The organism is Arthrobacter sp. Y3225209, assembly GCF_059090685.1.
The window spans coordinates 1-24,970 of record NZ_JBNHFW010000008.1 but is presented as its reverse complement, the minus strand read 5'-3'; the positions used below and the strand labels follow the sequence as shown (position 1 = coordinate 24,970).

Here is a 24,970-nt window from a genome sequence, read left to right as displayed (position 1 = left end):
GTGTTCCTAATGTTCCAGATTCAGCACTACCTTTACGTGGCGCTCGGCATCATTGCGCTCGTCATCGAGCTGTGGGCCTTCTTCGACTGCGTGCGGCGCAAACCCGCCGAGTTTGAGCGCGCCTACAAACGGACCAAGGGATTCTGGCTTGGCCTTACCGGCGGTGCCAGTGCCGTGGGCGTGATTGCCGTACTGCTGCCCTCGCCGCTGAGCCTGCTGCTGTTCCAGCTGGCCGCTGTGATTGCCGCGTGCGTGTATCTGGCCGATGTAAAGCCGGCCATGGGAAGCTCCCGCGGCCGCGGCAGCAGCCAGGGACCGTACGGCCCCTGGTAAACCGGGCCCGGTCAGGGCCTACCCCGGCCGGACAGCGTCCCACGCCACGGTGATTTCGCCGAGCCGCCACCGTGCCGGTCCGGTCAGCAGCGGCGCGCCGCCGGCCTTCAGTGCGGCGCACATCGCGATCCAGCGCTGGCGGTTGCCGTAGGAAGCCATCGGGGCAGCTTCCTCCCACGCGCGGTCCATGGCCTGCAGAAACGCATGGACCCGTTCGCCCGGCATATTGCGGTGGATCAGCGCCTTGGGCAGCCGCTCGGCCACATCGGATGGCCGGTCAAAATCTCCGAACCGCAGCGAAATGCTCAGCGACACCGGACCCCTTGCATCCAGTTCCACCCACGTGGCCCGCCGGCCGATTTCATCGCAGGTCCCGTCGATGAAAATACCGTCCGGTGCCAGCCGGGAGCAGACCATCTCCCAATGCTGGGCGTAATCCTCCTCCGCATACTGGCGCAGCACGTTGAAGGCCCGGACCATGACCGGCCTGCGCCCGTCCACCGGCAGTTCAAAACCACCCTGACGGAAGCTGAGCCCGCTGCGTTCCAACGGTTTTGCGGCGCGCACGCGGGCCGGATCAATTTCAATGCCCACCACCTCCACGTCCGAACGCACCCGGCCCAGCCGGCCGTGGAGCTCGACGGCGGTGGTGGGCGCAGCGCCGTAGCCCAGGTCCACGATCAGCGGATCCGCGGCCTGCCGCAACCGCCACCGCGCAGGGCCGGCCAACCAGCGGTCCACCCGTCGGAGTCGGTTCGGGTTTGTAGTGCCCCGGGTCACATTTCCTACGGGTTTTTGCGGTTTTTGCACCAGACAATGGTAGTGCCCCTCGGGGGATGCTCCGGTCCGGGGTGAGCTGGGGAACCCCGGGCATCGCGGCGCCCGCACGCACCCCCGCCCTCCCCGTCCGGGTGTGCTCTCCGATACCATGCAGGTATGACCTACAAACTGATCCTTCTGCGCCACGGGCAGAGTGAATGGAATGAAAAGAACCTCTTCACGGGCTGGGTGGATGTGGATCTGACGGACCTCGGCCGCGAGGAAGCCCTCCGCGGCGGCGAGCTGCTGGTGGAGAACAACGTTCTCCCGGACATCCTCTACACCTCCCGGCTCCAGCGTGCCATCAACACGGCCAATCTGGCTCTTGGTGCCGCTGACCGCATCTGGATCGACGTCAAGCGCAGCTGGCGCCTGAACGAGCGCCACTACGGTGCGCTGCAGGGCAAGGACAAGGCACAGACGCTGGCCGAATACGGCGAGGAGCAGTTTATGCTCTGGCGCCGTTCCTATGACACCCCGCCGCCGCCCCTGCCGGATGACAGCGACTTCTCCCAGGCGCACGATCCGCGCTACGCGGACCTGGACCCGAACGAGCTGCCACGCACCGAGTGCCTCAAGGACGTCCTGGAGCGTTTCCTGCCGTACTGGGAATCCGATATCTCCAAGGACATCCGCACCGGCAAGACCGTTATGATCGCGGCACACGGCAACTCGCTGCGTGCACTGGTCAAGCACCTGGACGGCATCAGCGACGCCGACATTGCCGCCGTCAACATCCCCACCGGCATTCCGCTGGTCTACGAACTGGATGAGGACCTGAAGCCGATCAAGGCCGGTGGCACCTACCTCGATCCCGAGGCCGCCGCGGCATCCATCAAGGCCGTGGCGAACCAGGGCAAAAAGAAGTAGTTTCCGGTTTACCGGTAAAAGAACAGCAAAAAGGGCGGTCCCGCGGGACCGCCCTTTTTGCTGTCTGCCTCCTGGCTACATGCCGCTCTCAGAGAGCGGCTGCCATTCCCCGGTCACCAGGTAGTTGACCTTGCGGGTCACGGAGACGCCGTGGTCTGCGAACCGCTCGAAATAGCGGCTGGCGAGGGTCAGGTCCACCGTGCTCACTGCCGGCACATTCCAGTCCGGGGAAGCAATGGACTTAAAGACCCCGGCGTGCAGCTCGTTGATGCGGCTGTTGGACGCGTAGATGTCCTTGCTCAGTTCCAGGTTCCGGGTCTCCAGCAGCTCGGTGAGCTTCTCCGAGATGCTGATGTCCAGACGGGCCATTTCGCGGAAGGTCTCGACCATGTTCTCCGGGACCACGTTCGCCGGGTACCGCAGGCGGGCGAGCTGGGCGACGTGCCGGGCAAGGTCGCCCATGCGCTCCAGCGAGGCGCTCATCCGGAGGGAACCGACAATCATGCGCAGGTCACTGGCCACGGGTCCCTGGAGGGCCAGGACATCGATGGCCCGCTCGTCCAGGTCATTCTGGAGGAAGTCGATGCGCGCATCGGCGGCAATCACGTCCTGGGCCAGTTCAATGTCGGCACCTTCGAAGGCAAGCGTTGCCTTCCGCATCGCCTCCGTGACCAACTGGGAAATCTGGGTCAGCTCCTCACCGATCTGGTGAAGTTCGGCCTGAAAAACCTTGCGCACTGAAGCGTCCTCTCGAAACGGCGGATCCTGAACATCAGCGGGGCAGTACGGCCACGCCGCTCCTGCAGGATGTCAGCCGGGGGTTAACCGCACGGACCCGTTAGATGAACGTTAGTTTAACGGACGAAGCAAAGCCACCGGCGATCCCGCCCCGCGGCGAAGACATGCCTAAGCTAGGAGGGTGAATCCTGTACTGCTGGCATTGCTGGCCGGCATGCTCGGCCTGGCCGCTGGGGCTTTCGGTGTCCTTGCCTACGCCGCGAGCCAACGCCAGCGCCGGGACCTCGCCACCATCTCCGAGCCCACCATCCCCGAGGGCGCCGCCGAGGTACTCAGCGTCATCGGGCGTGCCTACATCATTGCGGACGCCATTGACGGCGTGGTGCGGGCAAGCCCGGGTGCGTACGCCTTCGGGCTGGTGCGCGGCCACACCATTGTGAATGAGCAGCTGCTGGGCATCTGCGCCCGGGTCCGCCGCGACGGGGTGATCGAAGAGGCGCGGCTGGAGCTGCCCCGCGGTCCGCTCGGAGACGGCGCACTCATCCTGCAGGTCCGGGTGGCCACGGTGGGGGAGGAGTATGTGCTGATCCTGGCCGATGACCGGACGGAGATTACGCGCACCGAGGAAGTCCGCAACGACTTTGTCGCCAACGTTTCGCATGAACTGAAAACCCCGGTCGGTGCTATTTCGCTGCTCTCCGAAGCGCTGGACGACGCCGCCGGAGACGAGGACGCGGTACGCAGGTTCGCCGGCCGCATGCGCCGGGAATCCAGCCGCCTGACCGCGCTGGTGCAGGACATCATTGAGCTTTCCCGGCTGCAGAGCACCGACATCGTGGACCGGGCCAAGCCCGTCAACGTTGCCCGCGTGCTCGAAGACGCGGTTGAAGCCAACCGGCTGAACGCGGAGAACAAGAACATCGAGGTGCTCCTCGGCGGGACGTCCGACGCCGCCGTCTACGGTGATGCGCCCATGCTCACCACTGCGTTCCGCAACCTGATCGATAACGCCATCCGCTATTCGCCCGAGGGCAGCCGGGTGGGGATCGGGCTGCAGTCCCGGGACGGCATGGCGCAGGTGGCTGTGACGGACCAGGGCCCCGGAATTGCGGCCGAGGAACAGGAACGCATCTTCGAGCGCTTCTACCGGATCGATTCCGCACGGTCGCGCCACACCGGCGGCACCGGCCTGGGCCTGAGCATCGTCAAACACGTTGTCGCCAACCACGGCGGGGAAGTGGACCTTTGGTCCCGTCCCGGGCAGGGTTCCACTTTCACCGTCCGCCTGCCGGAAATGGACCCGGTGGACACCCGCGAGTCCGAACAGGGAGTAACCGCTTGACCCGGATCCTGATTGTTGAAGACGAGGAGTCCTTCAGCGACCCCCTTTCCTACCTGCTGGCCCGGGAAGGCTTCGAAGTGGCGGTGGTGGATAACGGCTTGGAGGCTGTCACCTCCTACGAGCAGAACGGCGCCGATCTGATCCTGCTGGACCTGATGCTGCCCGGGCTTTCCGGTACCGAAGTATGCCGCCGGATCCGCCAGCGCTCCGACGTCCCGGTGATTATGCTGACGGCCCGCGACGCGGAGATCGACAAGGTGGTGGGCCTGGAAATCGGGGCCGACGACTACGTCACCAAGCCCTACTCCTCCCGGGAGCTGCTGGCCCGGGTGCGTGCCGTCCTGCGCCGCCGGGGTGAGACGGGCGACTTTGCCGATGCTGCCCTGGAGGCCGGCCCGGTGCGCATGGACGTGGACCGCCACGTGGTCCAGGTCAACGGCACCGGTGTGCAGTTCCCGCTGAAGGAGTTTGAACTGCTGGAGATGCTGCTGCGCAACGCCGGGCGGGTGCTGACCCGCGGCCAGCTCATCGAACGTGTCTGGGGCGCGGACTACGTGGGGGACACCAAGACCCTGGATGTCCACGTCAAACGGCTGCGCGCGAAGATTGAACCCGATTCCTCCGCGCCGCGCCACCTGGTGACGGTCCGCGGCCTCGGGTACAAGTTCGAGTCCTGAGACCGGGCTTCCCCAAACAGCGAAGGGGGCCTGCGCCGCGGCGCAGGCCCCCTTCGGGCCACTCTTCCCCGGTTAGGGGAACAGGGATGTTAGCCGTTGCTGGTTTCCGTAGCCGCCGGCTCCGTTGCCATGTCCGTGGCGGTCTCGGTAGGCATAACCGTGGACTCGTCGGTTGCCGGTGCGGTGGGCGCGGAGGTGGGCAGGAAGGGCGCGTAGTCCTGGTTGTCACCGTTGACCACGGGAATGTTCAGGCCGGTGCTCTCACCGTTGACGGTCAGCTGGCCGTCGATGCCGGTGCCGGGCTCGTCCTCAACGGTCTGGACGAGGACCTTTTCCTGGGGCTCATCTTCAAACACGACCTTTTCGCCGGCCGGCAGGTCCCAGGGGAGGGTGGAGCCGCCCACGGCCAGCGTGAAGGACTGCGTCTCGGAGGAATCGTTGAGGATGGTGCCGATCAGCCGGCCCGGCTCGCCAAAGCCGTCGCTGACCACCAGGACGTTGCGCAGCTGCAGGTCGCCGACGTTCTCGACGATGCCGTCGGAGGGGGCATACTGGGCAGTCGTTGCCTGATCGTTCACTGCGCTGCAGCCTGCCGAGCCCAGCATGGCCAGCGCGATGACACCGGCTGCAGCGGTGCGCCGGACCCGGTTCTTGGGTGTGAATCTCACAGCACAAACTCCTGAAGTATTGCGGTCTACCGACCTGAGGCTATCTTTGCTGCCTAGCCTATCGGCAAAAGGGTAAAAAACTGGATTTTACGGGCAGCCGGGACAGCGCGGGAGCGGTGAAGGCCGGCGGCCTCCGGGTACCCGCGTGAGGCGGCATAGTACCCACATGCAGGCCCAAGATATACCTGACCTGCGAAAACTCTACTCGGCGTGTCGCATCTCTGCTAAACTGAGGGCCGGGAAAGGGGAAAGACCACATGGTTTTTGAGGTTGGCGAAACAGTTGTTTACCCTCACCACGGTGCCGCGAAGATCGAAGAGATCAAGATGCGAACCATCAAGGGCGAAGAGAAAATGTATCTCAAGCTTAAGGTGGCCCAGGGTGATCTGACCATTGAAGTACCGGCTGAAAACGTCGACCTCGTTGGGGTGCGCGATGTAGTGGGCAAGGAAGGTTTGGAGCACGTCTTTGATGTGCTTCGCGCCGAGCTCACTGAAGAGCCCACTAACTGGTCGCGCCGATACAAGGCAAACCTGGAAAAGCTCGCATCAGGTGATGTCGTCAAGGTGGCCGAGGTCGTCCGCGACCTCTGGCGCCGCGACCATGACCGCGGGCTGTCCGCAGGCGAGAAGCGAATGCTCGCCAAGGCACGCCAGATTCTGATTTCAGAGCTGGCGCTTGCTGAGAAAACGGATGAAGACCAGGCAGCAGCCGTGCTTGACGAGGTTCTCGCAAGCTAGGCAGCTGAACATTTTCCTGCGATTGCCGGTCCCCAGGGGCCGGCAATTGTTGTTTTAAGCCCCGTTAGCGGGGCATTAGGCTGGAACCGTGCCTTCACCTACCAATTCCCGGCCGCGCATCGGCGTCATTGTGGTGGCCGGCGGCTCCGGCCAGCGCCTTGGCTACGGCGTGCCCAAAGCCCAGGTCCCCCTGGCCGGCGAACCAATGCTCGTTCACGCGCTGCGCGCGGTGCAGGCCGCAGAGCTGGCAGCGGCCGTCGCCGTCGCCGTACCCGCCGGGGACACCCTGATGCGCAGCATCTGCGCCGCCGATGAGTTTGCCGGCACCGTCACGGCGGTCGACGGCGGTGCCACCCGGCCCGAATCCGTGCGGGCCGCGCTGGCTGTCCTGCCAACGGACCTGGATGCAGTGCTCGTCCACGACGCAGCCCGCGCACTGACGCCCCCCGAGGTTTTCCACCGGGTGGCCGCAGCACTGGCCGCCGGCGCCCGGGCAGTGATTCCGGCAGTGCCCGTGGTTGACACGGTGAAGGAGACCGCACCCGTTCCGGCACCGCAGGACGCGATTGCCGCCCGGCAGGTCACCGGTACACCGGACCGTTCCCGGCTGCGCGCCGTGCAGACCCCGCAGGGCTTCGACGCGGACCTGCTGCGCCGCGCACATGATGCCGCACTGTCCTTCGGACCGGAGCAGGCCGCCGCCGTCACGGATGACGCGATGCTGGCCGAGTCCCTTGGCGTCGGGGTTTATGTGGTTGACGGCTCTCAGCTGTCCCTGAAAATCACCACACCGTTGGACCTGGTGCTCGCGGAAGCGATCCTTGCCGGCGGCCACCGCGGAAAGGAATGACCATGGTTCTGCCCCGAACCGGTATCGGCGTTGATGTCCATGCCTTCGCCCCCGAGGACGCCCCGCGACCATTGTGGGTTGCCGGCCTGCTCTGGGAGGGTGAACGCGGACTCGCGGGGCACTCCGACGGCGATCCGGTGGCCCATGCGGCAGCCGATGCCCTGTTCTCCGCCGCAGGGCTGGGAGATCTTGGCACGCACTTCGGCACGGACCGGCCGGAATATGCCGGCGCCCCGGGGACGGTCCTGCTGGCTGAAGCGGCGCGGATTGTCCGCGACGCCGGGTTTGAGATCGGCAACATCGCAGTCCAGCTGATCGGCAACCGGCCGAAGTTCAGTCCCCGCAGGGCCCAGGCCGAAGCAGTCCTCAGCGAGGCAGCCGGCGCACCGGTCAGCGTATCCGCCACCACCACCGACGGATTGGGCTTCACCGGCCGGGGCGAGGGAATCGCCGCGGTGGCCACCGCCGTCGTTGCCCCGTTGGCTGCAGCCGGCAACTGACTGCACGCGCGGGGTTTCCGCTAGCCTAGAGCAGTGAGCTTGAGATTCTATGACACGGCAACAGCGCAGGTCCGGGACTTCGTTCCCCTGGTGGAAGGCAAGGCCAGCCTCTACTACTGCGGTGCCACCGTGCAGGGACTGCCGCACGTAGGGCACATCCGTTCGGCGATCGCCTTCGACCAGCTCACCCGCTGGCTCCGCTACCGCGGCCTGGCTGTGACCGTAGTGCGCAATGTGACGGATATTGACGACAAGATCCTGGCCAAGGCCGCCGATTCCGTAGGGGCGCAGCCGGGCGACGGCGTTGTCCCGGACGAACCGTGGTGGGCCCTTGCCTACCGCTACGAGCAGGAATTTGCCCGCGCCTACGACACCCTCGGTGTGCAGCGGCCCACCTACGAGCCGCGGGCCACCGGCCACATCCCCGAAATGCACGCACTGATCGCCACCCTGATCGAACGGGGCCACGCCTACCCGGCGCTGGATGATTCCGGTGACGTGTACTTTGACGTGCGCTCCTGGGAGAAATACGGTTCCCTCACGCACCAGAGCATTGACGATATGCAGGCAGCGCCCGACGCCGGTCCGCGCGGCAAGCGCGATCCGCGGGACTTCGCCCTGTGGAAGGGGCATAAGGAAGGCGAGCCGGAAACGGCAGCCTGGGACAGCCCGTGGGGACGTGGACGGCCCGGCTGGCACCTGGAGTGCTCCGCGATGGTCACCAAGTACCTCGGCACCGAGTTCGATATCCACGGCGGCGGGCTGGATCTTCGCTTCCCGCACCACGAAAACGAAATGGCGCAGTCCCAGGCCGCCGGCCACGGCTTCGCCAACTTCTGGATGCACAACGGGATGGTCACCTTCGAAGGCGAGAAGATGTCCAAGTCCATCGGCAACACCGTCAGCCCCGAGCAGATGCTGGCCCAGGCCAGCCCCCGGGTGGTCCGGTACTACCTTGGCCAGGCCCACTACCGCTCCGTGCTGGACTACCGGCCCACCTCGCTGCAGGAGGCGGCCGCCGCCGTCGAGCGCATTGACGGGTTCATCAGCAAGGCGCAGGCAAAGGTCTACGGGACCGGGGACTTCGGCTTTGTCCTGGACAGCCGCGCCATGCCCGACGCCTTCGCTGCCGCCATGGATGATGACCTGAACGTGCCGCAGGCGCTGGCCGTGCTGCACGAGACCGTCCGCGCCGGAAACACCGCCCTTGCCGAGGACAACAAAGACGCCGTGCAGAAGGCGCTCCATGCGGTATTGACCATGACCTCCGTCCTGGGCCTGGATGACACGGCCGGGGCAGCAGCAGCATCGGGCCCGGCGGACGCCGCCCTGGACGCCCTGGTACAGGAGCGCCTGTCCGAGCGCCGGCAGGCCCGCGCCGAAAAGGACTGGGCACGGGCCGATGCGATCCGGGATTCCCTGGCAGCAGCCGGGATCACCGTGGAGGACACTGCCGACGGCGCAACCTGGAGTGTTGGCTAAAGTCCTGCCCGGCTTTGGGGCAGTGTCCGGCCGCTGTCCGCCAACCGGGCTGCAGCCTGCGTAAACTGGAAGAGAATGCTTTCTTCTAGTAAAGGTGTAACCGATGGCCAACAATGGACGTCCCGGCGCAATGCGCAAAGCCAAGAAGGGTCCCAGCGGCGGTACCGGCGGGCTCGGCCGCAAGGCCCTCGAGGGTAAGGGCCCCACACCCAAGGCTGAAGACCGCCCGTACCACAAGGCGTTCAAGAACAAGCAGCTTTCCGAGCGCTCCGCCGCCAAGCGCACTGACGCCCGCGCCGGCGGCCGCAGCGGCACCAACGTCCGCGGCAAGGTTGCCGAAGAGGTTGTCACGGGCCGCAACTCCGTGGTGGAGGCACTGCGGGCAGGCATCCCGGCGAAGGCCCTGCACGTTGCCGTGCGCATCGACATGGATGACCGTGTCCGTGAATCCCTGAAGATGGCCGCCGAGCGCGGCCTGCCGGTGATGGAGACGCACAAGCCCGAACTGGACCGCATGACCAACGAGGCCGTGCACCAGGGCCTGGTCCTGCAGATCCCGCCGTACGAATATGCCGATCCCACCGACCTTGCCTCCGAGACCCTCGAGGCCTGGAAGAAGGGGCACATCCGCAACGCGCCGCTCTTTGTGGCCCTGGACGGCATCACGGATCCGCGCAACCTCGGTGCGATCATCCGCTCGGCTTCCGCTTTCAGCGCGCACGGCGTGATTGTGCCGGAACGCCGCGCCGTGGGCGTGACCGCCTCAGCCTGGAAGACCAGCGCCGGCGCGGCCGTCCGTGTCCCGGTAGCCCGGGCCGGCAACCTGAACAACACGCTGAAGACGTTCAAGAAGATGGGCATTTTTGTCCTCGGACTGGACGGCGACGGCGATGTCTCGCTGCCGTCGATTGTGCTCGCCAAGGAACCGATCTGCATTGTGGTCGGTTCCGAGGGCAAGGGCCTGTCCCGCCTGGTCCGCGAGAACTGCGACCAGATTGTCTCCATCCCGATCGACTCCGCCATGGAGTCCCTCAACGCCTCCATGGCTGTCGGTATCACTCTGTACGAGATTTCCCGGCAGCGCTCCGCCTGATCCGGACGGAGCCAGGGCAGCGAAGGGCAGCATGGCGCACGTGATCACCGGAACTGCCGCGGGCACCGCATCACAGCGGGACTCGCGGCCCTTTCCCCTGGGTGTCAGGCATACCGTTCCCGGTGTGCCTGACGTCCCCGGTGCCGTTAACGTGTCCGTCTACGCCCCCGGCCTGCCGGAGGTGGACGTGTACTTCGAGACCGCCCCCGGCGCCTGGGCTTCGGCGCCGCTGGTGGACACGGTGCCCGGCGTCCACCACGGGCGGGTTCACGGACTCAGGCACGGCCACCGGTACGGATTCTGGCCCCGAGGGCAGCAGCTTCCCGGCGAACCCGGCACATTCCAGCTGCTGCTGGACCCCTATGGGCGCGGCATTGAGGAAACCGACTCACCCGGCGCGGAACCGCTTTATTTTTCCGTCTACACCGGCAGCGGTTTTGACTGGGGTAATTCGCAGCGCCCGCACACCCCATGGCGGGACACGGTGATCTATGAGGCCAATGTCCGCGGGCAGACCATGCTGCACCCCGGCATCCCGGAAGAACTCCGTGGAACCTACGCCGGCATGGGCCATCCGGCCATGGTGGAATACCTCAGGGACCTGGGCATCACCGCGGTGGAGCTGCTGCCCGTGCATTTCCACATCGACGAGCAGCATCTGCAGGAACTGGGGCTAAGCAACTACTGGGGCTACAACACCCTGGGCTTCTTCGCGCCCCACACCGGCTACGCCACCGAAGCCGCACGGAAGGCCGGTGCCAAGGCCGTTCAGGATGAAGTGAAGGCCATGGTGAAATCCCTGCACGAGGCCGGCATCGAAGTGATCCTGGATGTGGTCTACAACCACACCGCCGAGGGCCGTGCCGAGCAGCCGGCCCTAAGCTGGCGGGGACTAGGCGACGCCGTCTACTACCGGCACGGAGCCGGCGGCGAGTACGTGGACACCACAGGCTGCGGCAACACCCTGGATTTCAGCGAGCCGCGCGTTGTCCAGCTTGCCTTGGACTCACTGCGTTACTGGGTGCAGGAATACCAGGTGGACGGCTTCCGCTTCGATCTGGCTCCCACCCTGTGCCGCAACGCCGAAGGCAGGTTCGATCCGCGCCATCCCTTCCTGGTGGCAGTGGCGGCGGACTCCGTCCTGCAGGACGTAAAACTCATTTCCGAGCCGTGGGACCTCGGGCCGGACGGCTGGCAGACCGGCAGGTTCCCGCCGGGCTGGGCTGACTGGAATGACCATTTCCGTGACATCGTCCGGGACTTCTGGCTTTGTGACCAGGCGGCGATGGCCGGTGGGCGCGAGGGCGGATCCCTGGCCCGCATTGCCGGCGCCCTGGCCGGATCAGCCCATCTGTTTGCCGAATCGGGCCGGACCCCGCTGGCGTCCGTCAACTTCGTCACCGCCCACGACGGGTTTACCCTTGCGGACCTGACCAGGTTTGAGCGCAAGCATAATGAGGCCAACGGGGAAGAGAACCGGGACGGAACCGGAGAAAACCGCAGCTACAACCACGGCGCCGAAGGGCCCGTCGATGATGAACGGATCAACGCCGCCCGCGCACTGACCGCCCGCAACCTCATGGCAACGCTCACCATGTCCCTTGGTGTGCCCATGATTACCGCGGGGGACGAACGCGGCCGCACCCAGCGGGGAAACAACAACGCCTACTGCCAGGACAATGAAATCTCCTGGCTGCACTGGGACCTGGACGACGACGGCCGGCGGATGCTCTCAACCACACGGACACTGCTGCGCCTGCGCCGTGAATACCTGGCCGGCCAGCCCTACCGGTTCCCGGCGGACCCGCGGCAGTCCTTCCTGCTCTGGTTTGACCGGGACGGCCGGCCGATGACCCCGGAACGCTGGAATGATCCAACCTGCCGGCTGGTGCAGGTGCTGATCGGCTCGGGCGACGGGAACGTGAACGGAACCATAGTCCTCAACGGCGGCCTTTCCGATGCGGAGATCAGGCTGCCGGATGCTGCCGCCTTGTCCGCGGCTCGCCGGGACGCCGGCATCGACCCGGAGACAGTGGATCCCGACAGCGCGGATCCCCACACCGAAGATCCCCACAGTCCAGATCCCGACACTACCGAGCGGGGATATCAGCTCCTGTTCTCCACCGGATTTGTCCCGGGGGATGAGAGCCGCCGCGGCGCACTGCTCCGGGCCGGGGATACGGATACCGTTCCGGCGAACTCGGTGAGTTTCTACCGCGCCTAGCCCCGGTTTTCCTTTCGCCGGGTCGGGCCGGGACGTCGGCACATTGCGCCGCGCCCCGGCAGCAGCCGTTAGGCGTTGGCCACGAGTCCCAGTTCAGCCTTGGATGCCAGGCCTGAGTGTGTGGGCAGTACCCGCACGGTGTAGCCGAACGGCCCTGCCTGCTCAATCCGAATGGTGCCCTTGAACAGGTGCCGGCCGGAGCCCAGGTCTTCGGCCGGGGACAGTTCCTGCAGGTGGTGCTCGCTGATCCTGTCGTTTTCCAGCACCACGCCGTAGGCGGCTTCCACGCTCACGTCCTCGGGACGCAGCGATCCCAGGGATACGTAGGCCAGTACGGTCAGGCTGTCACCGATCTGCGGGTTTTCGCTGATACCCACCGAATCCACATGTTCCACCTGCACCGTTGACCAACCGCCACGGACCCGGGTAATCCACAGGGCCAGATCCTTCGCGGCGGCATATCCGTTCGCGGACATGGCCCGGCCACTTGAACTGGCGGGGCGGTAGAGCCGGTTGACGTAGTCCTTGAGCATCCGGGATGCAGACACGTTCGGGCCCAGATCCGCCAGCGTGTGCTTCACCATTTCCAGCCACTCATGAGGCAGGGAATCTGCGGACGGATCGGACGGTCCGGCGGCACCGGCCTCGGCCGGCGGCTCGGTCCCGTAGAACAGGGGGCCGACGGCGTTTTCCAGCAGGTCGTAGAGGGCCGCAGCCTCGATGTCGTCGCGCTGGTCCGCGTTGTACACCTCCCGGGTGCGGGTTCCCTTGCTGGGGTTGGCGGAGGGGATGGCCCAGCCGTTGTTGCCGTCATACATCTCGTCCCACCACCCGTCGAGGATGGACAGGTTCAGCCCGCCGTTGATGGCGGATTTCATCCCGGAGGTCCCCGATGCTTCCAGCGGCCGCAGCGGATTGTTCAGCCAGACGTCACACCCCGGGAACAGGGTGCGTGCCATCGCTATGTCGTAGTTGGGGAGGAAAACAATCCGGTGGCGGACCTCGGGATCGTCAGTGAAGCGGACCAGGTCCTGGATCATCTTCTTGCCCTGTTCATCGGCCGGGTGCGACTTTCCTGCCACCACCACCTGGATTGGCCGGGTGGGATGCAGCAGCAGGGCCTTCAGCCGGGCCGGATCCCGTAGCATAAGCGTCAGCCGCTTGTAGGTGGGCACCCGGCGGGCAAAACCGATGGTCAGTACGTCCGGGTCCAGCACGTTATCCGTCCACGCCAGCTCCGCGTCGGAGGCGCCGCGCTTGCGCCAGGCGTGCTTCACCCGCTGCCGGACGTCCTCCACCAGGTTGCTGCGCAGCTTCCGCCGCAGGTCCCAGAGGTCCCCGTCCTCAATCTCATAGGCCCGGCCCCAGTCGCGGTCATGCACGGTGGCGACGCCGAACTTCTCGCTGGCAAGCTCGGTGACCGCCGGGTCAACCCAGGTGGGAACGTGCACGCCGTTGGTTACCGAGGTGATGGGCACTTCCGAGACATCGAAACCCGGCCACAGGCCGGAGAACATCTCCCGGGAAACTTCCCCGTGCAGTTTGGCCACACCGTTGGCCCGCTGCGCCAGCCGCAGCCCCATCACTGCCATGTTGAACTTGGACGGATCCCCGCCGTCGTAGTTTTCGGCCCCCAGTCCCAGGATCCTGTCGGTAGGAACGGACTGCGCCAGGCCGGCGTTCAGGAAGTGGCGGATCTGGGCCTGCTCGAAGCGGTCAATGCCGGCAGGCACCGGGGTGTGCGTGGTGAACACCGTGGAAGCGCGGGAAACCGTCAGGGCTTCCTCCCACGTCATGCCCTGGTCCATGAGTTCGCGGATCCGTTCCACGCCCAGGAATCCGGCGTGGCCCTCGTTGGTGTGGAACACCTCGGGCGCCGGGGCTCCGGTGAGGCGCTGATAGACGCGCAGGGCCTTGACCCCGCCCATCCCCAGCAGCAGTTCCTGCTGCAGCCGGTGGTCACCGCCTCCGCCGTACAGGCGGTCGGTGATGCCGCGGGCGGCGTCGTCGCTGCCGATGACATCGGAGTCCAGCAGCAGCAGCGGCACACGCCCGACGTCGGCGCGCCAGATCTGTGCGGAGAGCTGGCGGTTGTCCGGCAGCGGCAGGGTGATCTTTGCCGGGGTGCCGTCCTCTTCACGGAGCAGGGTCAGCGGCAGCCCGTTGGGATCCAGCACCGGGTAGGTCTCCAGCTGCCAGCCGTCGCGGGACAGTGCCTGCTTGAAGTACCCCGCCTTGTAAAGCAGTCCCACTGCCACCAGCGGCAGCCCCAGATCAGAGGCAGCCTTCAAATGGTCGCCGGCCAGGATGCCCAGGCCGCCCGAGTACTGGGGGAGTACCGCGCTGATCCCGTACTCAGGGGAGAAATAGGCGATCGACTGGGGAGCATCCTCGCCGAGGCCCTGGTACCAGCGCGGCTCGTTGAGGTAATGGTCCAGGTCCCTGCCGAGGTCGGAGATGACGGAGACCAGGTGCTCGTCGCGTGCGATGGCTTCCAGCTTGTCCCTGCTGACCGTACCCAGCAGCTTGACCGGGTCACCGCCGCTGGAGCGCCAGGCCTGGGGATCAAGGCTCTCGAATAGTCGAAGCGTGGGCTGGTGCCAGGACCAGCGCAGGTTCGACGCCAGCCGGCCCAGAGGGGCAATGCTGGCTGGGAGGACAGTTCGGACGGTAAATCTGCGGATTGCCTTCACCCGGGCTACGCTAGCGCACATACCGGCCGGGCAAACCGAAATGACGGACAAAAAACGGCGAATTGGTCAGGTGTCTTGAAAACCCCGGCAAACCGATGCCGACCTGCGGCGATACGGGAAAAAGTACGTTGCCTTAGCATTCTGTCCGAAATCTCGCTAACGTCTAGTCTGTGACCACATCCAGCGCATTGACACCAGAAGATCTGCCCTCAAAGGACCTGCGGTTTGGCCGGATTCCGATCACCAATGTGTCCCCGGTTCTCGATTACGGCCGATTCCCCGCCAAGGCGGTGCCCGGAGAAGACCTGATTATCGGCGCCACCGTGTTCCGCGAGGGGCATGACCTGGTAGGGGCCAGCGCCGTCCTTTATGACCCCGAGGGAAACGTTGTACAGCGGAACAGAATGCACCCGGTGGGCCTGGGCCTGGACCGGTGGGAAGGCATGCTGCGTCCGGAGGGCACCGGCAACTGGAGTTTCGCGGTGGAAGGCTGGGCGGATGTTTACGCCACTTGGCACCACAATGCCGAGGTCAAGATTGCCGCCGGCGTGGACGTCGAGGTCATGCTGACGGAAGGCCACCTGCTCTTCAGTGCTGCCGCTGACGAACGCACCGGCACCGACGCCGACATTCTGCGGAGCGCTGCCTCCGCGCTCGCGGACACCGGCCTCGAGGTCCAGGAACGCCTGGCCGCCGCCGGGACAGACGCCGTCCGGACCGTGCTGGAGCGGGATCCCATCCGCGAGCTGGTGACCAGCTCCGACCGCTTCCCGATCCGGGTGGAACGGGAGCTGGCCGGCCGCGGTGCCTGGTACGAGTTCTTCCCCCGGTCCGAAGGCGCAGAGTTCAACCCCTCCACCCGTGAGTGGACCTCCGGAAACTTCCGGACCGCCGCCCGAAGCCTGCAGCGCGTGGCGGATATGGCTTTTGACGTCATCTACCTGCCGCCGATTCACCCGATCGGCACCACACACCGCAAGGGCCCGAACAACACCCTGGTGGCAGGTCCGCAGGATCCGGGCTCGCCCTGGGCAATCGGCGCGGCAGAGGGCGGCCATGACGCCATCCACCCCGAGTTGGGGACGTTCGAGGATTTCGACGCCTTCGTGGACACCGCCAGGGAGCTGGGCCTCGAGGTTGCCATTGACCTGGCCCTGCAGGCCTCACCCGACCACCCCTGGGTGGCCAGCCATCCGGAGTGGTTCACCACCCGCGTGGACGGCACCATTGCCTACGCGGAGAACCCGCCAAAGAAGTACCAGGACATCTACCCGCTGAACTTCGACAATGACTATGAGGGCCTGTCCCGTGAAATCCTGCGGATTGTGCGGCTGTGGATAAGCCACGGCGTCCGTATTTTCCGGGTCGATAACCCGCATACAAAACCGCTGCGGTTCTGGGAATGGCTGATCGCCACGGTTAACGAGGAGCATCCGGACGTGATCTTCCTCGCGGAGGCCTTTACCCGGCCGCCCATGATGCATGCGCTGGCGAAGGCCGGGTTCCAGCAGTCCTACAGCTACTTCACGTGGCGGAACACCAGAAAGGAAATCGAGGACTATTTCACCGAAATCTCCCACGAATCCTCGGCGTTTTTCCGCCCGAATTTCTTCGTAAATACCCCGGACATCCTCACCGAGTTCCTGCAGTACGGCGGCCCCGGAGCGTTCAAGATCCGTTCCGTGCTGGCCTCCACCGGGAGCCCGCTCTGGGGCGTCTACGCGGGCTTCGAGCTCTTCGAACACGTGGCCCGTCCAGGTGCCGAGGAGTACATCGACAACGAGAAGTTCGAATACAAGCAGCGCGACTTCGCAGCGGCCGAAGCAGAGGGCCGCAGCCTGGCCCCGTACATCACCCGGCTGAACGAAATCAGGCGGGCGCATCCCGCCCTGGGCGACCTGGAAAACCTCACCGTGCACAGCAGCACCGATGAGGCCACCGTGGTGTATTCCAAGCACAAGGAGACACGTCCGGGGGATCCGAGCAGCAGGGACACCCTGATTATTGTGGTTAACGTGGACCCCCACAGCGCCCGCGAATCCACTGTCTCGCTCAACCTGGACGCCCTTCAGCTGGACCCCAGGGACCTGAATGAAGACGGCACCTTCTGGGTGGATGACCTGATCAGCGGACAAAGCTGGCGCTGGGGAGCACACAATTACGTCCGGCTCGACGCCCACTTTGAACCCGCGCACATCCTGTCAGTTCGGAGGAACTCCTAGTGCCCAACCCGTTTCAACTGCACGCACCCGGCTTGACCAATGATCCGCATTGGTACCGCAAAGCCGTTTTCTATGAGGTACTCGTCCGCGGCTTCGCGGACGCCAATGGGGACGGGTCAGGTGACTTCAGCGGCCTGATCGAAAAACTGGACTACCTGCAGTGGCTGGGAATCGACTGCCTGTGGCTGCCGCCGTTCTTCAAGTCGCCCCTGCGCGACGGCGGCTACGACATCTCCGACTACTACGACGTCCTGGACGAGTTCGGCACCATCAGTGACTTCAAGCGCCTCGTGGCAGAAGCCCACGCCCGGGGCCTGCGCGTCATCATCGACCTGCCGCTGAACCACACTTCGGACAAGCACCCGTGGTTTGAGGAATCCCGCAACGATCCGGACGGCCCCTACGGCGACTTCTACGTCTGGTCCGACACGGATGACAAGTATGAGGATGCACGGATCATCTTCGTGGACACCGAGGAGTCCAACTGGACCTTCGATCCGGTCCGCCGGCAGTTCTTCTGGCACCGGTTCTTCAGCCACCAGCCGGACCTGAACTTCGAGAATCCCAAAGTGGTCGAGGCCATCTTCGACGTCGTCAAGTTCTGGCTGGACCAGGGCATCGACGGCTTCCGGGCCGACGCGATCCCGTACCTCTTCGAAGAAGACGGAACGAACTGCGAAAACCTCCCCGCCACGCACCGGTTTCTCAAGGACCTGCGGACCATGGTGGATGAGAATTACCCGGGCCGCGTGATCATCGCCGAAGCAAACCAGATGCCGCACGAAGTGGTGGAGTACTTCGGCGACGAAACCGGCGACGAGTGCCACATGTGCTTCCACTTCCCGATCATGCCGCGGCTGTTCTACGCGCTTCGGGACCAGAAGGCCGCACCGATTATCCAGACCATGGAGGAGACCCCGGACATTCCCCCGGGCGCACAGTGGGGCACCTTCCTGCGCAACCATGACGAGCTGACGCTGGAAATGGTCACCAACGAGGAACGCCAGGCCATGCTCGGCTGGTACGCACCGGACTCCCGCATGCGGGCCAACATCGGCATCCGCCGCAGGCTGGCACCGCTGCTGGATAACTCCCGCTCGGAAATCGAGCTCATCCACGCCATGCTCCTTGCCCTGCCGGGCAGCCCGTTCCTGTATTACGGGGACGAACTGGGGATGGGGGACAACATCTGGCTGGAGGACAGGGACTCCTCGCGGACGCCCATGCAGTGGAACCCCGACCGCAACGCCGGGTTCTCCACCGCCGATCCGGGCAAGCTCTACCTGCCGGTAGTCCAGTCGCTGGTCTACCACTACAACCACGTCAATGTGGAGGCGCAGCTGGCCAGCTCCAGTTCACTGCTGCACTGGATCCGGCAGATGATCATGGTCCGCCGCTCGCATCCGGCCTTCGGGCTTGGTTCCTACCGGAACGTCCAGACCGACGCCGAGGCAGCACTGGCCTTCGTGCGCGAGCTTCCGGACAACAACCCGGAAGGAGAGGTGGGGGAGACCATGCTGTGCATCTTCAACCTTTCCCAGCATCCGATCTCCGCGACCATGAAGCTGCCGGAGTTCGCCAACCGCGGCCTGCGCGACGCCTTCGGCGGGACGCTCTTCCCCACCATCGGTGAAGACGGATCGCTGACCCTGACCCTGGGCAGCCACGATTTCTACTGGCTGCGCCTGCGCTCCACGAAATCGGACACCTCCTCGCCCCAGACCGAAGCAATCCCCCTCATACCGATCTCGGAGGCCACACGGAAATGACCCAGCTGACCCCGTCCCTGCCCGAACTGCTCACCTCCTGGCTGCCCGGGCAACGATGGTTCCCGGCCAAGGGGCGGGACGTCCTGCTGGAGCGGGTGGGCGGGATCCGGCTCGAAGACCCCGCCGGCGAGGTAGGCATGGAAGTCCACCTCATCGCCGTCGTCTCCGGGGACCGCAGGGACGTCATCAGCGTCCCCGTGAGTTACCGGTCCGCCCCGGCATCCGAGCTTCAGGCAGCGCTGCTGGGCCGGGCACATCATGAGGAGCTGGGGGAGCGGTGGCTCTACGACGCCACCGCCGACCCGGTTTTCGTCACAGCCTGGCTGGAGATGATGCGTTCGCAGGCATCCTCCCTGGACGGACATACCCATGGTGTGGCGCAGGACGGGTTCCCCGACTGGGAGCCGTTCACGGAACCGCTGCCCACCAAGGTGCTCAAGGGGGAACAGTCCAACACCTCGGTGATCGTGACTGCGCCGGAGGCGCCGCTGATTGTGAAGTTCTACCGGGTGGTTGCCGCCGGGATCAGTCCCGACGTCGAGGTGAGCGCCCGGCTCACCGAGGTCGGATCCGTGGATGTCCCGGCTACCTACGGGTGGGTCACCGGCTCGTGGCAGAATCCGGGCGACGGCGGGACCTGGCTGACCGGGCATCTGTCGGTCCTGCGCGAATTCTTCCCCGGCAGTGAGGATGCCTGGCGCACCGCGTCCGCAGCAGCAGTGGCGGGCCGTGACTTCACCACCGAGGCGGAGGAACTGGGCGCCGCCACCGGCAGGATCCACCAGCAGCTTGCGGCTGCCTTTGGCAGCCGTCCGCCCACGCCGGAGGAACGCGCAGACTTCCTTTCCTCCCTGAGCGGCAGGATCCGCTGGGCCTGGGCCGAAGCGCGGGACACCGTGGGCCCCTATGACGGCGCCGTCGAGTACCTGCTGGAACAGGTGGGGAATCTCCAGAGCCTGCCCAACCTGCAGCGCATCCACTCGGACTACCATCTGGGCCAGGTGCTGCATTCGCCGGAACGCGGCTGGATCATCCTGGACTTTGAAGGCGAACCGCTGAGGCCCGCCGCCGAGCGGAGCGTCCCGGACGCGCCCTTGCGCGACGTCGTCGGCATGCTCCGTTCCATTGACTACGCCGCCGGCGTTGCAGTGATCGACGGCGCTCCCGAGGCCGCCGGTGACACGGATTCCCGGCAGCGCAACGAGGACGCGTACCGTTGGGCCGCTGCCGCGTCGGATGCCTTCCTTCGCGGTTACGAGAAGGAAACCGGCACCACCATCAACCGCAGCGATCCCTTGTTCCTTGCCCTCTGGCTGGACAAGGCGCTGTACGAAGTTGTCTACGAGATGCGAAACCGTCCCCGTTGGGTCAGCGTGCCGGTGACAGCCGTCCGCCACATTCTGGCGCAGGCCGAGAACGCAGCCCGAGCAGACGAAAGCCAGGAAGAGAGCACAGTGAATAAGCACCGCAAGTCCCCGGCCGCATCTTCCACAGCGGAACCCGAGGCGCCCAAGGATTCCGGAGCAACCGGCCTCGCGGCCCCGGCCGGGCCAATCCCCGTTTCCGAGGACGTCCTGCGGGCAGTATCCGAAGGCCGTTATTACCAGCCGCATGCCGTCCTCGGGGCGCACCTGGATGACCACGGGAACGTCACCATCCGCACCCTGCGTCCGCTGGCCCGGGAAGTTACGGCCGTCACCCCCGATCAGCGGGTGCCGCTGAGCCACGAATACAACGGAATCTGGGTGGGAACGCTGCCCGCCGGGACGGCCGGAACCGTCCCTGACTACCGGGTGGAGGTCACATACGACGGCGGGGATCCCCAGCTGTTCGATGACCCGTACCGTTTCCTGCCGTCGCTGGGTGACATGGACCTGCACCTGATCGGCGAGGGAAGGCATGAAAATCTCTGGACGGTGCTGGGCGCCAACCTGCACCACTACAACTCAGTGCTCGGGGATATCACCGGCGTCAGCTTCGCCGTCTGGGCACCGAACGCACAGGCTGTCAGGGTAAAGGGCGATTTCAACGCCTGGAACGGCACCATCAATGCCATGCGGTCGCTGGGCAGCTCGGGCGTCTGGGAATTGTTCCTGCCCGGTGTGGAGCCGGGAGCCCGCTACAAGTTCGAAATCCTGGGCAGCGACGGTGTCTGGCGCGAAAAGGCCGATCCCATGGCCAAGGGCACCGAAATACCTCCGCTGACCGGTTCCCGCGTGGTCGAGTCCAAGTACCAGTTCAACGATGCAGAGTGGATGGAAGCCCGCGCGGCCCGGGATCCGCACAACTCCCCGATGAGTGTGTACGAAGTGCACCTGGGCTCCTGGCGCCTCGGGCTGAACTACCGGGAAATGGCCGACCAGCTGGCGGAATACGTCAAGTGGCAGGGCTTCACCCATGTGGAATTCATGCCCGTGGCCGAACACCCCTTCGGCGGTTCCTGGGGTTACCAGGTCACCTCCTACTTCGCCCCCACAGCACGGTTCGGGCATCCGGATGAGTTCCGCTACCTCGTGGACACCCTGCACCAGGCCGGCATCGGCGTCATCCTGGACTGGGTGCCGGCGCACTTCCCGAAGGACGAGTGGGCACTGGCGAAGTTCGACGGGCAGACGCTGTACGAACACGGTGACCCCTGGCGCGGCGAACACCCGGACTGGGGAACGCTGATTTTCGACTACGGCCGCCGCGAGGTGCGTAACTTCCTGGTTGCCAACGCCGTGTACTGGCTCGAGGAGTTCCACATTGACGGCCTGCGCGTCGACGCCGTGGCCTCCATGCTGTACCTGGACTACTCCCGGCCGGCCGATCAGTGGCGCCCGAACGCCTTTGGCGGGCGGGAAAACCTCGAGGCCATTTCCTTCCTTCAGGAGGTCAACGCGACTGCCTACAAGCGGGTCCCGGGCATTGTGATGATCGCCGAAGAGTCCACGGCATTTCCGGGCGTCACCCGCCCCACCAGCACCGGCGGACTCGGGTTCGGCCTGAAGTGGAACATGGGCTGGATGCACGACACCCTGGAGTACATGGCCGAGGATCCCATCAACCGGGTTTACCACCATGCCAAGCTCACGTTCTCACTGGTGTACGCCTACACGGAGAACTTCCTGCTGCCCATCAGCCATGACGAAGTGGTGCACGGAAAGGGATCGCTGCTGCGCAAGATGCCAGGTGACCGCTGGCAGCAGCTCGCCAACCTCCGCGCCTACCTGGCGTTCCAGTGGGCACACCCGGGCAAGCAGCTGATCTTTATGGGTACGGAGTTCGGCCAGGAGGCGGAGTGGTCCGAGCAGTACGGGCTGGACTGGTACCTGACGGACACCCCGCAGCATAAGGGCGTACAGCTGATGGTGAAGCAGCTCAACGAGATCTACCGTGCCACCCCGGCTCTTTCCGAACGGGACAATGAGCCGGCGGGCTTCCAGTGGATCAATGAGAACGACGGCGCTCACAACGTCCTGTCCTTCATCCGCTGGGATCATCAGGGCAATCCGCTGGTGTGCATAGCGAACTTTGCCGGCGCACCCCACCAGGAGTTCCGTGTGGGGATGCCGTGGGCCGGTGAATGGGTGGAAGCCCTGAACACCGACGCCGCGGAGTTCGGCGGTTCCGGGGTAGGAAACCTTGGGGTAGTCCACGCCGTCGAAGGTGCCTGCAACGGTCAGCCGGCCTCCGCCACCCTGACGGTTCCGCCGTTGGGCGTGCTGTACCTGGTCCCGCAGCAGTAAGGATCTCCCTACCCGCAGGGGTCGCCGGGCTGCGCCCCGCTAATGGTGTGCGCAGCCCGGCGAAAACCGTGCTAGAGTTAGTACCCGCGCTGAACGAGGTAATCGAACAGTCGTGAGTCCGGGAAGCAGGTCTTCCTACCGGTTCGCCGGACGGACAAACGGCCGGTTTGACACCACCGAGTCAGTGTGGCTAAGATAGAAAAGTTGCTCCGGAGCGACGCAGAGCTTAGATCTTCGCAGATCAGCCTGCCGGTGCCGGAAGCAGTCTGTTGTTTGAGAACTCAATAGTGTGCCAAGTTTATTGATACCAATTTATTTTGATTGGTTGAATCGACCGTGTCCGCCCACCCCGTGGGTATGGAACGGTTTTTTTAGCCGGTTTCGAATTTAGTGCAGTGCCTGGCGGCCAATTTTCCTTGGCCCCGGCATTGTGTCTGTAAAACATTTACGGAGAGTTTGATCCTGGCTCAGGATGAACGCTGGCGGCGTGCTTAACACATGCAAGTCGAACGATGACTTCTGTGCTTGCACAGAATGATTAGTGGCGAACGGGTGAGTAACACGTGAGTAACCTGCCCTTGACTTCGGGATAAGCCTGGGAAACCGGGTCTAATACCGGATACGACCTCCTGGCGCATGCCATGGGGGTGGAAAGCTTTATGCGGTTTTGGATGGACTCGCGGCCTATCAGCTTGTTGGTTGGGGTAATGGCCCACCAAGGCGACGACGGGTAGCCGGCCTGAGAGGGTGACCGGCCACACTGGGACTGAGACACGGCCCAGACTCCTACGGGAGGCAGCAGTGGGGAATATTGCACAATGGGCGAAAGCCTGATGCAGCGACGCCGCGTGAGGGACGAATGCCTTCGGGTTGTAAACCTCTTTCAGCAGGGAAGAAGCGAAAGTGACGGTACCTGCAGAAGAAGCGCCGGCTAACTACGTGCCAGCAGCCGCGGTAATACGTAGGGCGCAAGCGTTATCCGGAATTATTGGGCGTAAAGAGCTCGTAGGCGGTTTGTCGCGTCTGCTGTGAAAGCCCGGGGCTCAACCCCGGGTCTGCAGTGGGTACGGGCAGACTAGAGTGATGTAGGGGAGACTGGAATTCCTGGTGTAGCGGTGAAATGCGCAGATATCAGGAGGAACACCGATGGCGAAGGCAGGTCTCTGGGCATTAACTGACGCTGAGGAGCGAAAGCATGGGGAGCGAACAGGATTAGATACCCTGGTAGTCCATGCCGTAAACGTTGGGCACTAGGTGTGGGGGACATTCCACGTTTTCCGCGCCGTAGCTAACGCATTAAGTGCCCCGCCTGGGGAGTACGGCCGCAAGGCTAAAACTCAAAGGAATTGACGGGGGCCCGCACAAGCGGCGGAGCATGCGGATTAATTCGATGCAACGCGAAGAACCTTACCAAGGCTTGACATGAACCGGAAAGACCTGGAAACAGGTCCCCCACTTGTGGCCGGTTTACAGGTGGTGCATGGTTGTCGTCAGCTCGTGTCGTGAGATGTTGGGTTAAGTCCCGCAACGAGCGCAACCCTCGTTCTATGTTGCCAGCGCGTTATGGCGGGGACTCATAGGAGACTGCCGGGGTCAACTCGGAGGAAGGTGGGGACGACGTCAAATCATCATGCCCCTTATGTCTTGGGCTTCACGCATGCTACAATGGCCGGTACAAAGGGTTGCGATACTGTGAGGTGGAGCTAATCCCAAAAAGCCGGTCTCAGTTCGGATTGAGGTCTGCAACTCGACCTCATGAAGTTGGAGTCGCTAGTAATCGCAGATCAGCAACGCTGCGGTGAATACGTTCCCGGGCCTTGTACACACCGCCCGTCAAGTCACGAAAGTTGGTAACACCCGAAGCCGGTGGCCTAACCCCTTGTGGGAGGGAGCCGTCGAAGGTGGGACCGGCGATTGGGACTAAGTCGTAACAAGGTAGCCGTACCGGAAGGTGCGGCTGGATCACCTCCTTTCTAAGGAGCACCTCAGGACGGTATGTCCGGCCACAGTGCCGGATGTGTCTCCTGCAGGAGATGCCCATATCGGAGACATCTGTTCTCCGGTGGGTGCTCAAGGGTGGAATATCAATGGATAGGCGCCGGCGTGATGCCCGGATCGGTGAGTACGGTCTTCCCCTTGGGGGAGTCCTGGAAAGCGTTGGTTCGGGCGGGTATGCCGGTTGACCGTTTGGCACACTGTTGGGTCCTGAGACAACAGGACCG

At 64.6% G+C, this 24,970-nt stretch carries 17 protein-coding genes and 1 rRNA gene; 14 read left to right on the top strand and 4 right to left on the bottom strand.

What is annotated here, in order from left to right:
* Positions 1 to 9 precede the first annotated feature (9 nt).
* Positions 10 to 333 carry a DUF2516 family protein gene (locus tag AC5RVB_RS06455; protein WP_494142254.1) on the top strand — a complete coding sequence of 108 codons (324 nt, stop codon included), beginning with the start codon at positions 10 to 12 and terminating at the stop codon, positions 331 to 333.
* An 18-nt stretch (positions 334 to 351) separates the two neighbouring features.
* On the opposite strand, the gene AC5RVB_RS06450 is transcribed toward AC5RVB_RS06455, so the two are convergent.
* Positions 352 to 1,146 (bottom strand): class I SAM-dependent methyltransferase, encoded by a 795-nt coding sequence (locus tag AC5RVB_RS06450; RefSeq protein WP_494142291.1) that lies wholly within the window; start codon positions 1,144 to 1,146, stop codon positions 352 to 354.
* A 123-nt stretch (positions 1,147 to 1,269) separates the two neighbouring features.
* Between AC5RVB_RS06450 and AC5RVB_RS06445 the strand changes: the two genes are divergently transcribed.
* Positions 1,270 to 2,022 carry a phosphoglyceromutase gene (locus AC5RVB_RS06445; RefSeq protein WP_227905191.1) on the top strand — a complete coding sequence of 251 codons (753 nt, stop codon included), beginning with the start codon at positions 1,270 to 1,272 and terminating at the stop codon, positions 2,020 to 2,022.
* A gap of 75 nt (positions 2,023 to 2,097) precedes the next feature.
* Here AC5RVB_RS06445 and phoU read toward each other — a convergent pair whose 3' ends face one another.
* Positions 2,098 to 2,760: a phosphate signaling complex protein PhoU gene (phoU, locus tag AC5RVB_RS06440; protein WP_227905192.1), complete on the bottom strand. Its 663-nt coding sequence runs from the start codon at positions 2,758 to 2,760 to the stop codon at positions 2,098 to 2,100.
* Positions 2,761 to 2,941: 181 nt separating this feature from the next.
* Between phoU and AC5RVB_RS06435 the strand changes: the two genes are divergently transcribed.
* Positions 2,942 to 4,102, top strand: a complete 1,161-nt coding sequence (locus AC5RVB_RS06435; protein WP_227905193.1) for a sensor histidine kinase — start codon at positions 2,942 to 2,944, stop codon at positions 4,100 to 4,102.
* A complete protein-coding gene (locus AC5RVB_RS06430) occupies positions 4,099 to 4,779 on the top strand; it encodes a response regulator (protein WP_227905194.1) in 681 nt (226 codons plus the stop codon). Before AC5RVB_RS06435 ends, AC5RVB_RS06430 begins: the two co-directional genes overlap by 4 nt.
* 89 nt (positions 4,780 to 4,868) lie before the next feature.
* Here AC5RVB_RS06430 and AC5RVB_RS06425 read toward each other — a convergent pair whose 3' ends face one another.
* Complete coding sequence (locus AC5RVB_RS06425; protein WP_227905196.1) at positions 4,869 to 5,447, bottom strand: hypothetical protein; 579 nt, start codon at positions 5,445 to 5,447, stop codon at positions 4,869 to 4,871.
* A gap of 257 nt (positions 5,448 to 5,704) precedes the next feature.
* Between AC5RVB_RS06425 and AC5RVB_RS06420 the strand changes: the two genes are divergently transcribed.
* The 6 genes from AC5RVB_RS06420 (at position 5,705) to glgX (ending at position 12,336) form a co-directional block, all read left to right on the top strand.
* Positions 5,705 to 6,187: a CarD family transcriptional regulator gene (locus AC5RVB_RS06420; RefSeq protein WP_066300159.1), complete on the top strand. Its 483-nt coding sequence runs from the start codon at positions 5,705 to 5,707 to the stop codon at positions 6,185 to 6,187.
* 88 nt (positions 6,188 to 6,275) lie between these two features.
* Positions 6,276 to 7,037 carry a 2-C-methyl-D-erythritol 4-phosphate cytidylyltransferase gene (gene ispD, locus AC5RVB_RS06415; RefSeq protein ID WP_494142253.1) on the top strand — a complete coding sequence of 254 codons (762 nt, stop codon included), beginning with the start codon at positions 6,276 to 6,278 and terminating at the stop codon, positions 7,035 to 7,037.
* A gap of 2 nt (positions 7,038 to 7,039) precedes the next feature.
* Entirely contained in the window at positions 7,040 to 7,537 is a 498-nt protein-coding gene (gene ispF / locus AC5RVB_RS06410) for a 2-C-methyl-D-erythritol 2,4-cyclodiphosphate synthase (RefSeq protein WP_227905198.1), read from the top strand.
* A gap of 33 nt (positions 7,538 to 7,570) precedes the next feature.
* Complete coding sequence (cysS, locus tag AC5RVB_RS06405) at positions 7,571 to 9,019, top strand: cysteine--tRNA ligase (protein ID WP_290245935.1); 1,449 nt, start codon at positions 7,571 to 7,573, stop codon at positions 9,017 to 9,019.
* Positions 9,020 to 9,122: 103 nt separating this feature from the next.
* On the top strand, positions 9,123 to 10,112 hold the full coding sequence (gene rlmB / locus AC5RVB_RS06400; RefSeq protein WP_227905201.1) for a 23S rRNA (guanosine(2251)-2'-O)-methyltransferase RlmB: 990 nt from the start codon (positions 9,123 to 9,125) through the stop codon (positions 10,110 to 10,112).
* Between the two features lie 31 nt (positions 10,113 to 10,143).
* Positions 10,144 to 12,336, top strand: coding sequence for a glycogen debranching protein GlgX (gene glgX, locus AC5RVB_RS06395; protein WP_494142252.1), 2,193 nt, complete (start codon positions 10,144 to 10,146; stop codon positions 12,334 to 12,336).
* A gap of 68 nt (positions 12,337 to 12,404) precedes the next feature.
* Here the strand turns inward: glgX and glgP are convergent, their stop codons facing one another.
* Positions 12,405 to 15,029: an alpha-glucan family phosphorylase gene (gene glgP / locus AC5RVB_RS06390; protein WP_494142251.1), complete on the bottom strand. Its 2,625-nt coding sequence runs from the start codon at positions 15,027 to 15,029 to the stop codon at positions 12,405 to 12,407.
* A gap of 170 nt (positions 15,030 to 15,199) precedes the next feature.
* Between glgP and AC5RVB_RS06385 the strand changes: the two genes are divergently transcribed.
* The 4 genes from AC5RVB_RS06385 to AC5RVB_RS06370 all read left to right on the top strand — a co-directional run bounded on the left by AC5RVB_RS06385 (position 15,200) and on the right by AC5RVB_RS06370 (position 24,721).
* Entirely contained in the window at positions 15,200 to 17,251 is a 2,052-nt protein-coding gene (locus AC5RVB_RS06385) for an alpha-1,4-glucan--maltose-1-phosphate maltosyltransferase (RefSeq protein WP_494142250.1), read from the top strand.
* A complete protein-coding gene (gene treS / locus AC5RVB_RS06380; protein ID WP_227905208.1) occupies positions 17,251 to 19,020 on the top strand; it encodes a maltose alpha-D-glucosyltransferase in 1,770 nt (589 codons plus the stop codon). The genes AC5RVB_RS06385 and treS overlap by 1 nt, the downstream gene beginning before the upstream one ends.
* A complete protein-coding gene (gene glgB / locus AC5RVB_RS06375) occupies positions 19,017 to 22,748 on the top strand; it encodes a 1,4-alpha-glucan branching protein GlgB (protein ID WP_494142249.1) in 3,732 nt (1,243 codons plus the stop codon). The genes treS and glgB overlap by 4 nt, the downstream gene beginning before the upstream one ends.
* Positions 22,749 to 23,192: 444 nt before the next feature.
* A 16S ribosomal RNA gene (locus AC5RVB_RS06370) occupies positions 23,193 to 24,721 on the top strand.
* The last annotated feature ends 249 nt before the right edge of the window (positions 24,722 to 24,970 follow it).

What these genes read in the sequence shown, in the direction of transcription:
- AC5RVB_RS06445 (WP_227905191.1), top strand. Translation starts at nt 1,270, where the DNA reads ATGACCTACAAACTGATCCTTCTGCGCCACGGGCAGAGTGAATGGAAT.
- glgB (WP_494142249.1), top strand. Translation starts at nt 19,017, where the DNA reads ATGACCCAGCTGACCCCGTCCCTGCCCGAACTGCTCACCTCCTGGCTG.
- glgX (WP_494142252.1), top strand. Translation starts at nt 10,144, where the DNA reads ATGGCGCACGTGATCACCGGAACTGCCGCGGGCACCGCATCACAGCGG.
- rlmB (WP_227905201.1), top strand. Translation starts at nt 9,123, where the DNA reads ATGGCCAACAATGGACGTCCCGGCGCAATGCGCAAAGCCAAGAAGGGT.
- AC5RVB_RS06455 (WP_494142254.1), top strand. Translation starts at nt 10, where the DNA reads ATGTTCCAGATTCAGCACTACCTTTACGTGGCGCTCGGCATCATTGCG.
- ispF (WP_227905198.1), top strand. Translation starts at nt 7,040, where the DNA reads ATGGTTCTGCCCCGAACCGGTATCGGCGTTGATGTCCATGCCTTCGCC.
- AC5RVB_RS06420 (WP_066300159.1), top strand. Translation starts at nt 5,705, where the DNA reads ATGGTTTTTGAGGTTGGCGAAACAGTTGTTTACCCTCACCACGGTGCC.